This window comes from Streptomyces sp. PA03-6a (assembly GCF_033792765.1).
GTDB lineage: Bacteria > Actinomycetota > Actinomycetes > Streptomycetales > Streptomycetaceae > Actinacidiphila.
Window position 1 is genome coordinate 1 of sequence record NZ_JARAVK010000260.1, and the last position, 12,447, is coordinate 12,447.

Consider the following 12,447-nt stretch of genomic DNA (forward strand, 5'->3'; position numbering starts at 1 on the left):
CGCCTTACGCGACGGCCCCGCCCAGCGCCCCCTACGGGCACGGGACGCCGCCTGTTGCCCCGCCGCGGCGCAGCACCTGCCCCACCGACGGCACCTGTCCCCCGGGCCGCCCGCCGTGCCGTGCTCGTCCACCCCGACAAGCCGGCCGGAGCGCGCCGTCGAGGCACGGGGCCGGGCGTGCCACCTGTGCGCCGCGCGGCCCCGCCACGATCACGGGTGGCGAGCGCGCCCGGCGCGGCCCATGGCCCGAGCAACCCCGGCCCCGCCGCGGCGCAGCACCTCCGCGCACCAACGGCACCCGTCCCCCGGCCCAACCGGTCGGGGCCCCGTCGCCAGGGCCCCGCTTCCGGCAAGAGGAGGCGGGGCCGGGAGGGGCGTATCGTCCCGTTGTAGGTGGTGTCGGCCCGATGGTGGAGCCACACATGGTGGTGACTGCCCCCGCGCGGGAGCTGCTGGACCAGGTGCTCGCCGAAGTGGTGCGTGAGACGGGCGCCCATGTCGGTGCGGTCTTCCTGGTGATGCCCGAGGGCCGCGCGCTGGGCATGGAGGTCATCACCGGGGCACCCCGGGAGCTGTCGATGCCCTGGTCGCGGTTGCCCCTGGAGCGCTCGACCCCGGTGGCCGACGCCGTGCGGGAGGGCCGGACGATCCGGATCGGCTCCCGGGAGGAACTGGCCGACCGCTATCCGCGCACGGCCCTGGTCATGCCGTACGACCTGTCCATGGTGGCCGCCCCGCTCACCGACGGGGAGGCCGTGCTCGGGACGCTCGTGCTGATCTGGTCCCGGCCGCAACCCGCCGAGGCGCCGCCCGCGGAGCGCGCGCTGGTGGAGCACGCCCGCGAGCGCCTGTCCGACCAGCTCGCACGGGCCGGCGGCGGGGAGCCGATCCTGCCGGGGCCCGAGCCACGCGTGCTGCGGACCGCGCGGGCGGTCCCGGTGGACCCGGACCAGGCACTGGCCGCAGCGGACTGGGCCCGGCGGCTGCCCGAGGGAGCCTGCGCGCTCGACTTCGACGGTCGGCTCACCTACGTCACGCCCCGCGCGGCCGAGCTGGTCGGCGTGCCCGTCGAACGGCTCGTGGGCACCTTCCCCTGGGAGAGCCTGCGCTGGCTGCGCGATCCCGCGCACGAGGACCGCTACCGCGCCGCCGTGCTCAGCGGACAGCCGGTCTCGTTCACCGCCCTGCGACCGCCGGACCACTGGCTGCTCGTCCAGCTCTACCCGGACGCGACCGGGGTCAGCGTGCGGATCTCCCCCACCGACGCGGGTGCGGGTCCCGCCCCGTGGGCCCCGCCCTACGACGAGGCCGCGGTGCCGATCCGGATCGGGGCGATCTACCACCTCATGCACCTCGCCACGGCCCTCACCGAGGCCGTCGGCGTGGACGACGTCGTCCGCCTGGTCGCCGACCTCTTCCCGGCCGCCATCGGAGCCGACGCCTTCGTGCTGTGCGTCGCGGAGGGCGGCCGGTTGCGCGTCATCGGCGACCGCGGCTACCGGCCCGAGGTCATGGCGGCCCTGGACGGCACCGCGCTCACCGCGCGCCTCCCGGCGACCAGGGCCCTCACCAGCGGCGTCCCCAGCTTCTTCGGCTCACGCGAGGACCTCACAAGGACCTACCCGGACCTGGACCTGCAGTCGGGCATGGCGGCCTGGGCGTTCCTGCCGCTGATCGCCTCCGGGCGGCCCGTGGGCTGCTGCATCCTCGCCTTCGCCCGGGAGCGCTCCTTCCCCGCCGACGAACGGGCCGCCCTGACCTCGCTCAGCGGGCTGATCGCCCAGGCCCTGGACCGGGCCCGGATCTACGACGCCAAGCACCACCTCGCCCACAGCCTCCAGTCGGGACTGCTGCCGCACACCCTGCCCTCCCTGCCCGGTCTGGAGGTCGCCGCCCGCTACCTGCCGGCGACCAGCGGCATGGAGGTCGGCGGCGACTTCTACGACCTGATCCGGCTGGACGACACCTGTGCCGCCGCCGTCATCGGCGACGTCCAGGGCCACAACGTCAACGCCGCGGCCCTGATGGGCCAGGTGCGCACCGCGGTGCACGCGCACGCCACCGCCGGCGCCTCCCCCGACCAGGTGCTGTCCCGCACCAACCGGCTGCTCGACGAACTCGACACCGGGCTCTTCACCAGCTGCCTCTACGCCCACCTCCAGCTCACCGACGGCGCCCTGAAGCTGGCCTCCGCGGGCCACCCGCCGGCCCTGCTGCGCTTCCCCGACGGCCGCACCGACATCCTGAGCCTGCCGACCGGGCTGCTGCTCGGCATCGACCCGGACGCCGAGTACCCCACCACCACGCTGACGCTGCCCCGCGGCGCGGTGCTCGCGCTGTACACCGACGGACTCATCGAGACCCCCGGCGGCGACCTGGACGAGGCGATCGCCGCCCTGGCCGTGGCCCTGTCCTGCCGGGGCCGGCTCCCACTGGACGAACTCGCCGAGGTGCTCGTGCACTACGACGGTCCCGCCACCGACCGCACCGACGACACCGCGCTCCTGCTGCTGCGCCCCGTGCCCCTGTCATGAGGCCTTGTCACTCACCGGCTCGGGCCCAACACTGTTGTCCATGCCGGTCGTTGCGCTGCTGGGAACGCTGGACACCAAGGGCACCGAGTACGGCTGGCTGCGGGACCGCCTGCTGCGCGGCGCCGTGGAGGTCGTGCTGATCGACGCGGGCGTGGCCGGTGAGCCGCTGGTCACCCCCGACATCCCCCGCAGCGTCGTGGCGTCCGCCGCGGGCGCGGACGCCGAACGGCTGCGCAGGGCGGGCGACCGCGGCGCCGCGGTGACGGTCATGGCCGAGGGGGCGGCGCGGGTGGTGCGCCGGCTGTACGACGAGGGCCGGCTGCACGGCGTCCTGGCCATCGGCGGCAGCGGCGGCACCTCGATCGCGACCCGCGCGATGCGGGCGCTGCCACTCGGCGTGCCGAAGCTGATGGTCTCCTCGATGGCCGCGGGCGACGTCTCCCCGTACGTCGGCTCGACGGACATCGCCATGATGTACAGCGTCGTCGACATCGCGGGCGTCAACCGGGTGTCGGCGCCGATCCTGGCCAACGCGGCGGACGCCGTCGCCGGGATGGCCAGGGGCTTCGCCGGGACACCCGCCGCGCCCGCCGGGGACCGGCCGCTGGTTGCGGCGAGCATGGCGGGGGTGACGACCCCCGGGGTCGACGCCGCCCGCGCGCGGCTCACCGAACTCGGTTACGAGGTGCTGGTCTTCCACTCCGTGGGCTCCGGCAGCCGCTCCCTGGAGGCACTGGCCGGGGAGGGCATGTTCAGCGGGGTGCTGGACCTGACGCTCAGCGAGCTCGCCGACGAGCTGGTCGGCGGTGCCTTCGGCGCGGGGCCCGACCGGCTGCGCACCGCGGGGCGCGCCGGGCTGCCGCAGGTGGTGAGCCCGGGCGCGCTGGACATGGTCAAGTTCGGCCCGCTCGCCTCACTGCCGGACCGCTTCCGGGCGCGCCACGTCCACGTCCACAACCCGTCGGTGACGGTGATCCGCACCTCCGCCGCCGAGTGCGCCGAACTCGGCCGTCAGGTCGCGGCGAAGCTGCGCGCGGCCACCGGCCCGGCCGCGCTCCTGCTGCCGCTGCGCGGGCTGTCCACCCTCGGGGCGCCGGGCGGGCCGTACCACGACCGTGCGGTGGACGGGGTGCTGTTCCGCACCCTCCGCGAGGAGTTGCGCGGCAGCCGGGTGGAACTCGCCGAGTACGACACGCACATCAACGACCCCGCCTTCGGCCGTGCCGCGGCGGAGCGGCTGCACGCGCTGATCTCCGCGCGGACGGACGCGCAGACGGACGTACGGACGGACGTACGGACCGACGCACACACGACCGCCCGCACGACGCGCTGAGCGTCGTACGGGCGGTCACGGTCGGTGCTGCGGAAGCCTAGACGGAGGCCGCCGTGCCCGCGCCCACGGTGTCGCGCCCCGTGGGGGCGGCCGCCGGGGCCGGTTCCAGCAGGCGTCCGGCCAGGTGGCCGAAGACCAGCCCGAAGGAGGTCCACAGCGTCAGCTGGATCGCCAGCGCCGCCAGGCGGAACTGCCACAGCAGCGCCGCCGGGAAGTGCTCCGGAACCTCGTTGATCCCGGGCAGGAAGGCGTACGCGAGCCCCACGGCCAGGACGAAGAACCCACCGGCGGCCACGGTCGCGTACCAGTTGCCCAGGCGCGGCGCGAGGCGCTTGCCGAGGATCACGGTGGCGATCGCGAGCAGCACGCTGAGCAGCATCATCAGGAAGTACAGCGTGGTGCGCTTGCCGATGGTGTCGGGGTCGCCGACGGCCGGCGGGTTGGCCGGGTACTTCAGGAAGGGCACGACGTAGACCGCGACCAGCGCGGCGGCCGACAGCAGCAGCGCCGTCGGCCGGGCACCGAAGCGGCCGATCCGCCCGAGGGCGAAGCAGTAGGCGAGGGCGGCGATGCCGCCCAGCGCCACGCCGTACAGGAGGATGCCGGTGGCCAGGCCGGCGGTGGACTGCAGGGCACGGCTGACCGGTTCGGCGCCGCCGTGCTCGTGGGCGTGCGACTCCTCGAACGCGATGGCGGCGTCGACCCGGGACTCGCCCAGCAGGTAGGCGACGACCAGGGCGAGCACGCCGGCGGCGAGGCCGGCCAGCATGCCCCGCACCAGCAGTTGCCTGACGGTGACGGAGGTGACGGGGGTGGCGGGGTTCATCGGCGCGGCGCCCCTGTCAGTGGCAGGGGAAGCCGAGCAGGTGACGCCCGTCGTGCACCCACTCGTGGACGTTCTCACCGGACAGGAGGGACGTGGCCCCCTGCTCGGCACCCACGAAGTAGAGCAGGACCAGCATCAGGACGCCGAAGAAGACCGCCCAGGGCAGGATCGCCCGGATCGGCAGCGTCACGGGGACGGCGGAAGGGGCGACGGCAGGCGGAACGGCGGACTGCGCCATGGCATGACCTCCTGGTGGGAACTCGCGTCCCGGTCGGTGGAGCTCTGTCGGACGACTGCGGGTCTGACTCGCCTGGCGCTGGGCTGGGCATACAGTGGCGCGACCGTGCCGGATTTGCACCGGACTTCCGCCGTGTCGTCGTGAATGTCGTCGTGACGGTACCGCGATCCGGTGATCCGGCCAAGGGCGCGTGTGTGCGCCCCGGCATGCGCGGGAGCTGCTTCCGTGCGACCGACCGGCCGGGTGTGAGGCGGCAGTTGGCGATTCCGAGGGGTCGCCGCAGGGCGAGGAGGGTGCATGACGACCCGGGTGATGTTGATCTCACCGGTGGTGAACGCGGCGCTGCGCGAGGCGCGTTTCGACGACGACGTGCCGCCGGAGGAGCACGCGCTCGCCGCCGCCCGCGCGTTGGCCGGTTCCCTGCCCTCCGCGGGGCCGGTGCTCGTCTCGCCCACCGTGCGCTGCCGCGCGACCGCCGAGGCGCTCGGCCTCGCCGCGCAGGAGACGGCCCCCGCGGGATGGGCGCTGGGCCGCTGGCGGGGGCGGACCCTGGCCGAGGTGAGCGCCGAGGAGCCGGAGGCCGTCGCCGCCTGGCTCTCCGACCCGGATGCCGCACCGCACGACGCCGAGTCGCTGCGCGAGCTGTGCGCCCGGGCCGGCGCCTGGCTCGACGGGCTCGCCGCGACGCCGGGGCGGGTGCTCGCCGTCGTCGAGCCGGAGATCGTCCGGGCCTGCGCGGTACGGGTCCTGGGTTCGCCCGAGGCCGCCTTCTGGCGGATCGACGTGCCCCCGCTGACCGCGACGGAATTCAGCGGGCGGTCCGGACGCTGGAACCTGCGGGCGGGACGCCCGCTGGGCTGAGCGGGGTGCGCTCCAGCGACGAACAGGCTCTTGCAAACAGGTCGCAATAAGACCCTATGATTGAGCGCCCTGCTTCGCCGACCCGACCGGCCGCCGGCCGGACCCGACCTGGAGCTCCCCCATGCATGTACCCGACGGATTCATCGACGCCCCGGTGTCGGTGGCGACCGGTGCCGTCGCGGCCGCAGCCGTAGCGGTGAGCCTGCGCGGTGCGCGGCGCGAACTGGACGAGCGCACCGCGCCGCTGGCCGGACTCGTCTCGGCGTTCATCTTCGCCGTCCAGATGCTCAACTTCCCCGTGGCCGCGGGTACCAGCGGCCATCTCCTCGGCGGCGCGCTCGCGGCGATACTCGTCGGCCCCTACACAGGGGTGCTGTGCGTGTCCGTCGTCCTGCTCATCCAGGGCGTGCTCTTCGCCGACGGCGGCCTGACCGCGCTCGGAGTGAACATCACCGACATGGCGATCGTCACCGTGGTCGTCGCCTACGCCGTCTTCCGCGGGCTGGTCAAGGTGCTGCCGAAGGGACGTGGCGGAGTGACGGGCGCGGCCTTCGTCGCGGCCCTGCTCTCCGTCCCCGCGGCGGCGGTCGCCTTCACCGGGATCTACGCGCTGGGCGGGACGACCGACGTCTCGCTCGGCAAGGTCTTCACCGCCATGGTCGGCGTGCACGTCCTGATCGGCATCGGCGAGGCGGTGATCACCGCGGCGACGGTGGGCGCCGTCGTCGCCGTCCGCCCCGACCTCGTCCACGGCGCCCGTGACCTGCGCCGCCCGCTGGAACTCAAGGAGGCGACCGTCTGATGGCGGCCGTGACCGACACCCCCAAGCGCGGCGGCATACGGCCGCTGTGGATCGCCGGCCTGATCGCCGCCGTGCTGCTCGCCGGATTCGTCAGCTACTACGCCTCCGCCAGCCCGGACGGCCTGGAGAAGGTCGCCGCGGACCACGGCATCGACAAGAAGGCCGAGGACCACGCGGCCGAGGACTCCCCGCTCGCCGACTACCAGACCCAGGACATCGGCAACGCCCGGCTCTCCGGCGGCCTCGCCGGTGTGATCGGCGTCGGCGCCAGCCTCGCGCTCGGCACCGGCGTCTTCTGGGTCGTCCGCCGCCGTCCGCGCGCGGAGGAGGTCTAGCCGTGGGAGCGGGGCACGCCCACCGGCTCTACCGGCACGGCCACTCGCCGGTGCACGCGCTGCCCCCGCAGTGCAAGATCGCCGCGGTCTTCTGCTTCGTCCTGGTGGTGGTCTCCACCCCGCGCACGGCGATGTGGGCCTTCGGCCTGTACGCGGTGCTGCTGGCCACGGTCGCCGCCGTGGCGCGCGTCCCGGCCGGATTCCTGCTGCGGCGGCTGCTGATCGAGGTGCCCTTCGTCGCCTTCGCCTTCCTCATGCCGTTCGTCGCCGAGGGCCCGCGCACCGAGGTGCTGGGCCTGTCCCTCAGCGTGAACGGCCTTTGGGGGGCCTGGAACATCCTCGCCAAGGGCACCCTCGGCGTCGCCGCCTCCGTCCTGCTGGCGTCCACCACCGAGCTGCGCGCACTGCTCCTGGGCCTGCAGCGGTTGCGGCTGCCGGCGCTGCTGGTGCAGATCGCCTCGTTCATGATCCGGTACGGGGACGTCATCACCGACGAGATGCGCCGGATGCGCCTCGCCCGCCTCTCGCGCGGCTTCGAAGCGCGCGGCCCGCGTCACTGGGGCGTGCTCGCCAAGTCCGCGGGCGCCCTGTTCATCCGCTCCTACGAACGCGGCGAACGCGTCCACCTCGCCATGGTCAGCCGGGGCTACGCCGGCAGCATGCCGGTGATCGACGAGGTGACGGCCTCGCGCGCCCAGTGGTCGTACGCCGCCGCGCTCCCGGCCGCGGCGCTGCTGGTCTGTCTGATGGGATGGTTCCTGTGACACCTTCGCTCGAGGTCAAGGGCCTCGCCTACGCCTACCCCGACGGCCACCAGGCGCTGTTCGGCGTCGACCTGACCATCGCCCGCGGCGAGCGGGTGGCCCTCCTCGGCCCCAACGGCGCCGGCAAGACCACCCTCGTGCTGCACCTCAACGGCATCCTCGAGGCGGGCGCCGGCTCGGTGACCGTCGCCGGCCTCCCGGTCGGCGAGCGCAAGAACGTGGCCGAGGTCAGGCGCCGGGTCGGCATCGTCTTCCAGGACCCGGACGACCAGCTCTTCATGCCCACCGTCCGCGAGGACGTCGCCTTCGGGCCGGCCGCGGCCGGTCTGCGCGGCGCCGAGCTGGAGGCCTGCGTCCGCAGGGCGCTGGAGCGGGTCGGCATGGCGGAGTTCGCCGACCGGCCGCCGCACCACCTGTCGTTCGGGCAGCGGCGCCGCGTGGCGGTGGCGACCGTCCTCGCCATGGAGCCGGAGATCCTCGTCCTGGACGAGCCCTCCTCCAACCTGGACCCCGCCTCCCGCCGCGAACTCGCCGACATCCTGCGCTCGCTGGACGTCACGGTCCTGATGGTCACCCACGACCTGCCGTACGCCCTGGAGCTGTGCCCGCGCTCGGTCGTCCTCAGCGGCGGAACCGTCGTCGCCGACGGCCGCACCCAGGAACTCCTCGCCGACGACGCCCTGATGCGCGCCCACCGCCTCGAACTGCCCTACGGCTTCGACCCCCGCTCGGTCACCGTCCGGGCCTGAGCCTCAGCCCCCGCACGGGGGCCGGGACGGCGGCTCCGGGTCGACGGCGGTGACCGCCGCCGTGAGCGCGTCGAACCGCTCCGCGCCGCCCAGCGGCCCGACCACGCGCTCACGCAGCGCGTCGGCCAGCGTGAGCGCCGCCGTCATCGCCACCTGGAGGCCGCGTTCGGTCAGCACCGCCAAGGTGACGCGCCGGTCCTCCCGGCAGGGACGGCGTTCGATGAGCCCCGCCTCCGTGAGGCGGTCGGCGACCTTGGTGGTGCCCGCCGTGGTGAAGCCCAGCGTCCCTGCGAGCCGGTACATCGGCGCCGACCGCTCCGGCGTGGTCATCAGGAACCACAGCGCCTGGAACGAGGACGGGGCCAGCCCCGACCGCGCCTCGACGTCCGCCAGCAACTGGTCCGTGAGCCGCCGGAAGCCCGACTGCAGCGCGTCCCACCGCGCGAGCAGGTGCAGGTCGGCGGTGTCCGGGCACCGGCCGTCCGTCTCCGCGTGGATCTCCGCCGTCACATTGCCCAGGGTACCAACGCCAGCTATTGTCTAACTGGCTACTTAATATCTGGCGAGCTATTGAAGGGTGCGACACCCCATGAGCGACTCGACGACCACCCCCACCGGTCTGCGCACGGGCTCCTGGGCCCTCGACCCCGCGGGCTCGGCCGTGCGGCTCACGCACCGGACGATGTGGGGCATGGCCACCGTGAAGGGCGCGTTCACCGAGGTCGGCGGCGAGGGCGAACTCGCGGCCGACGGCACCGGGCAGGGCACCCTGACCGTGGGTGCCGCCTCCCTGGACACCGGCAACAAGCAGCGCGACACCCACCTGCACTCCGCCGACTTCCTCGACGTCGAGACCCACCCGGCGATCGTCTTCACCGCCCGCCGGGTCACCGCCGGCCCCGACGGCGCCCTCTCCGTCGACGGCGAGCTGACCGTCCGCGGCACCACCCGTCCGCTCGCCCTCACCGGGCGCGTCGAGTCCTCCTCCGCCGACGCCGTCGTGCTCACCGCCGATGCGGTCGTCGACCGGGCCGACTTCGGCCTCACCTGGAACCGGATGGGCATGATCAAGGGCGCCGCGACCCTCTCGGTCGCCGCCCGCTTCGTCCATCACGGCTGATCCCGCCGTTCACGAGGGGGCGGAAGCGGACATCACCGCTCACGCCCCAACTACCCCTTCGGCAAACGAAGTCGCGCCTTGCTACTTGTGTGGAAACCGTGAAAGGCTCCCCGCACCACCAGGCGCAGGCGCAACCGCCTCCCGACGCCGAAGGGTTGGTTCACCACTCGATGACTGCCCCAGCCCCGGTCCCCGAGGCCGTACCGCTGTCCGAGTACTGGGCGGAAGCGCTGTGCTTCGCCCAGCTCTGCTCGCTCTCCCCCGAGGACGGTGGCCGACTGGCCGCCGACGCGTTCGACCGCGGCCTGGACCTGACGCCCGACGCGGCGGACGGCGCACCCGGACCGGGGCTGCCGCCCCTGCCGCTGCTGCTGACCGCCGTACGGGACACCGCCGCGTCCTGGCAGGCCCGGGGCGAGGGCGACAGCCTGCAGCCGGAGTTCCGCATCTGGCTCAACGCGGAACGCGCCGCGCGCCGGGGCAGGGCACCGCGCCCGGAACCGCTGGCCCTGCGCGGACTGCGCGCCATGGCGGAACCGGACGCGGCACTGCTGTGGTCCGCCGAGGTCGAGTGCCGCCCCGCGGCCGTGACCGCACACGCGCTGGGCGTGGACGTCACCGCGGTGGAGCGGGAGACCGACCGGGCGCGCGAGGACTTCCGCGCCCGCTGCCTCCGCGCCCACCAGGAGGAACCGCCCTCCGACGAGTGCCAGGGGTACGCCCGGCTGCTGGACGCGGCCACCCGGATGCCCGTCGAGGCGGCGCCCGAGGACCTGCGCCGGCACCTGCGCGGGTGCGCCGAGTGCGCGCGGGCGGCCGTGTGCCTGACCCCGCTCGGCGGCGGGCTGCCCGAGGCGCTGGCCGAAGGGGTGCTGGGCTGGGCGGGGCCCGCCTATCTGGAGGCCCGGCGCCGGAGCGCAGGCAGGGGCGCCGCCGCGGCCCCGCCGTCGCGGCGGGCCGCGCGCGCCGCCCGTGCCGCACGGGCGAGGACCCGCGTCCCCGCGGGCAGGGCCGCCGTGGCCGGGGCGGTCGCGGTGCTCGCCGCCGTGATCTGCCTGACGGCCCTGGTCACCACCGACGACTCCGCCCCCCGGTCCGCCCGGGCCCTTCCGACGGCCCAGGGCGGCAAGGTCGGCACCGCCCCGGACGGTCCCGGTTTCCCCCCGCTGCCGTCGCCGGGCGCGTCGGGCGCCTCCGGGGCGCCGGAGCCCGCGCAGAGCGCGCCGTTCCCCGAGGAGATCGGGCCCTCCGCCGCCGAGCACACCATCCCCGCCGCCGATCGCGCACCGTCCTCCGCCGCGCCGCCCGCGCACGACGCCCCGGAGGAGCCGGCGCCGTCCTGCACGATCACCTACGAGGTGGACGAGCAGTGGTACGACGGCTTCCAGGCCACGGTCACCCTGACGACCCGCAAGGACCTCGACGACTGGAGGGTCGGCTGGAGGTACTCCGACGGCCGGCGCGTCACGCAGATGTGGGACGCCGACTTCGCCCAGCGCGGCGGATCGGTCACCGCCCGGGCCAAGGGGTACAACCGGTCGGTGCGGGCGGGCGGTTCGGTCAGCTTCGGGCTGGTCGGCACCCGGCCCGGCGTCTCCGCCCCGCCCACCGGCTTCACCCTCGACGGCGCGTCCTGCGCCACCGGCTGACGCATCCCGCCGCGCCCCGACGCGACCGGGCCGGAGGGGCGGTCACGATTCCGCCCCTCCGGCCCGTACGGCCCGGCTCCTGAGGACTAGCTCAGACCGTTGTTGATCGCGGTGATCAGCTCACCGTTGCCGGTGTCGCCGCTGAACTCCCAGAAGAACGCGCCGCCGAGGCCCTGGTTCTTCACGTAGGCCATCTTGCCCGCGATGGTCGACGGGGTGTCGTAGCTCCACCAGTTGTTGCCGCAGTGGGCGTACGCGGTGCCCGCGACGGTGCCGGTGGCCGGGCAGGTGTTCTTGAGGACCTTGTAGTCCTCGTTGCCCGCCTCGTACGTACCGGGAGCGGCGCCGGTCGCGGAACCGCCCGGCGCGGACTGCGTGACGCCGGTCCAGCCGCGCCCGTAGAAGCCGATGCCCAGGTTGAGCTTGTTCGACGCGATGCCCTTGCCCTTCAGCTTCTGGATCGCCGCGTCGGAGTAGAAGCCGGCGATCGGAATGCCGCTGTAGGAGGTGAGCGGGGAGTGCGGGGCGGTCGGGCCGTCCGCGTCGAAGGCGCCGAAGTAGTCGTACGTCATCACGTTGTAGTAGTTGACGTACTGGGCGGCGCCCGCGTAGTCGGCCGCGTCGATCTTGCCGCCGTTGGTGCCGTCGGCGGTGATGGCCGCGGTGACCAGGTTGTTGGAGCCGAACCTGGTGCGCAGCGCGGACATCAGCGTCTTGAAGGACGAGGCCCCGCTGGTGTCGCAGGACAGACCGCAGGCGTTGGGGTACTCCCAGTCGATGTCGATGCCGTCGAAGACGTCGGCCCAGCGCGGGTCCTCGACCAGGTTGTAGCAGGAGTTGGCGAAGGCGGTCGGGTTGGCGGCCGCCTGGCCGAAGCCGCCGGACCAGGTCCAGCCGCCGAAGGACCAGAGGATCTTGATGTTCGGGTACTGCTTCTTCAGCTTGCGCAGCTGGTTGAAGCTGCCGCGCAGGGCGCCGGTGTCCCAGGTGTCGGCGACGCCGTCGACGCTCTGGTCGGCGGTGTAGGCCTTGTCGTAGTCGGCGTAGGCGTCGCCGATCGCGCACTGGCCGTTGGTGACGTTGCCGAAGGCGTAGTTGATGTGGGTCAGCTTGCTCGCCGAGCCGGAGGTCACCAGGTTCTTGACGTGGTAGTTGCGGCCGTAGACGCCCCATTCGGCGAAGTAGCCGAGGCGGATCTTGTTCCCCGCGGGGCCGGTGGGGGTCGGCGTCGGGGTG

The 12,447-nt window shown here is 74.1% G+C and carries 11 protein-coding genes and 1 pseudogene; 8 read left to right on the forward strand and 4 right to left on the reverse strand.

The window, feature by feature from the left end; all coding sequences use genetic code 11:
• Positions 1-422 precede the first annotated feature (422 nt).
• Both PV350_RS38460 and PV350_RS38465 read left to right on the forward strand, forming a co-directional pair.
• Positions 423-2,534 (forward strand): SpoIIE family protein phosphatase, encoded by a 2,112-nt coding sequence (locus PV350_RS38460; protein WP_500338096.1) that lies wholly within the window; start codon positions 423-425, stop codon positions 2,532-2,534.
• 40 nt (positions 2,535-2,574) lie between these two features.
• Positions 2,575-3,867: a Tm-1-like ATP-binding domain-containing protein gene (locus tag PV350_RS38465; RefSeq protein WP_500338098.1), complete on the forward strand. Its 1,293-nt coding sequence runs from the start codon at positions 2,575-2,577 to the stop codon at positions 3,865-3,867.
• A 37-nt stretch (positions 3,868-3,904) separates the two neighbouring features.
• On the opposite strand, the gene PV350_RS38470 is transcribed toward PV350_RS38465, so the two are convergent.
• Positions 3,905-4,693, reverse strand: coding sequence for a CbtA family protein (locus tag PV350_RS38470; protein ID WP_500338100.1), 789 nt, complete (start codon positions 4,691-4,693; stop codon positions 3,905-3,907).
• A 16-nt stretch (positions 4,694-4,709) separates the two neighbouring features.
• Positions 4,710-4,931 (reverse strand): CbtB domain-containing protein, encoded by a 222-nt coding sequence (locus PV350_RS38475; RefSeq protein ID WP_499512796.1) that lies wholly within the window; start codon positions 4,929-4,931, stop codon positions 4,710-4,712.
• Positions 4,932-5,228: 297 nt separating this feature from the next.
• Here PV350_RS38475 and PV350_RS38480 point away from each other — a divergent pair, with 297 nt between their 5' ends.
• The 4 genes and pseudogenes from PV350_RS38480 to PV350_RS38495 all read left to right on the forward strand — a co-directional run bounded on the left by PV350_RS38480 (position 5,229) and on the right by PV350_RS38495 (position 8,442).
• Entirely contained in the window at positions 5,229-5,792 is a 564-nt protein-coding gene (locus tag PV350_RS38480) for a histidine phosphatase family protein (RefSeq protein WP_499512797.1), read from the forward strand.
• A 121-nt stretch (positions 5,793-5,913) separates the two neighbouring features.
• Positions 5,914-6,929: pseudogene (locus PV350_RS38485) on the forward strand (energy-coupling factor ABC transporter permease).
• A gap of 2 nt (positions 6,930-6,931) precedes the next feature.
• Positions 6,932-7,693: a cobalt ECF transporter T component CbiQ gene (gene cbiQ / locus PV350_RS38490; RefSeq protein WP_500338102.1), complete on the forward strand. Its 762-nt coding sequence runs from the start codon at positions 6,932-6,934 to the stop codon at positions 7,691-7,693.
• Positions 7,681-8,442: an energy-coupling factor ABC transporter ATP-binding protein gene (locus PV350_RS38495; RefSeq protein ID WP_499512799.1), complete on the forward strand. Its 762-nt coding sequence runs from the start codon at positions 7,681-7,683 to the stop codon at positions 8,440-8,442. The genes cbiQ and PV350_RS38495 overlap by 13 nt, the downstream gene beginning before the upstream one ends.
• A 3-nt stretch (positions 8,443-8,445) precedes the next feature.
• Here PV350_RS38495 and PV350_RS38500 read toward each other — a convergent pair whose 3' ends face one another.
• Positions 8,446-8,952 carry a MarR family winged helix-turn-helix transcriptional regulator gene (locus PV350_RS38500; protein WP_499512800.1) on the reverse strand — a complete coding sequence of 169 codons (507 nt, stop codon included), beginning with the start codon at positions 8,950-8,952 and terminating at the stop codon, positions 8,446-8,448.
• Positions 8,953-9,031: 79 nt separating this feature from the next.
• Between PV350_RS38500 and PV350_RS38505 the strand changes: the two genes are divergently transcribed.
• Complete coding sequence (locus tag PV350_RS38505; RefSeq protein WP_499512801.1) at positions 9,032-9,562, forward strand: YceI family protein; 531 nt, start codon at positions 9,032-9,034, stop codon at positions 9,560-9,562.
• Positions 9,563-9,732: 170 nt separating this feature from the next.
• Positions 9,733-11,211 (forward strand): cellulose-binding domain-containing protein, encoded by a 1,479-nt coding sequence (locus PV350_RS38510; protein ID WP_500338103.1) that lies wholly within the window; start codon positions 9,733-9,735, stop codon positions 11,209-11,211.
• Between the two features lie 86 nt (positions 11,212-11,297).
• Here PV350_RS38510 and PV350_RS38515 read toward each other — a convergent pair.
• Positions 11,298-12,447 (reverse strand): glycoside hydrolase family 18 protein (locus PV350_RS38515; protein ID WP_500338104.1); only part of this gene is annotated, 1,150 nt, incomplete at its 5' end.

Coding starts and splice junctions, on each gene's coding strand:
- PV350_RS38460 (WP_500338096.1), top strand. CDS start 423: ATGGTGGTGACTGCCCCCGCGCGGGAGCTGCTGGACCAGGTGCTCGCC.
- PV350_RS38465 (WP_500338098.1), top strand. CDS start 2,575: ATGCCGGTCGTTGCGCTGCTGGGAACGCTGGACACCAAGGGCACCGAG.
- PV350_RS38470 (WP_500338100.1), bottom strand. CDS start 4,693: ATGAACCCCGCCACCCCCGTCACCTCCGTCACCGTCAGGCAACTGCTG.
- PV350_RS38475 (WP_499512796.1), bottom strand. CDS start 4,931: ATGGCGCAGTCCGCCGTTCCGCCTGCCGTCGCCCCTTCCGCCGTCCCC.
- PV350_RS38480 (WP_499512797.1), top strand. CDS start 5,229: ATGACGACCCGGGTGATGTTGATCTCACCGGTGGTGAACGCGGCGCTG.
- PV350_RS38495 (WP_499512799.1), top strand. CDS start 7,681: ATGGTTCCTGTGACACCTTCGCTCGAGGTCAAGGGCCTCGCCTACGCC.
- PV350_RS38505 (WP_499512801.1), top strand. CDS start 9,032: ATGAGCGACTCGACGACCACCCCCACCGGTCTGCGCACGGGCTCCTGG.
- PV350_RS38510 (WP_500338103.1), top strand. CDS start 9,733: ATGACTGCCCCAGCCCCGGTCCCCGAGGCCGTACCGCTGTCCGAGTAC.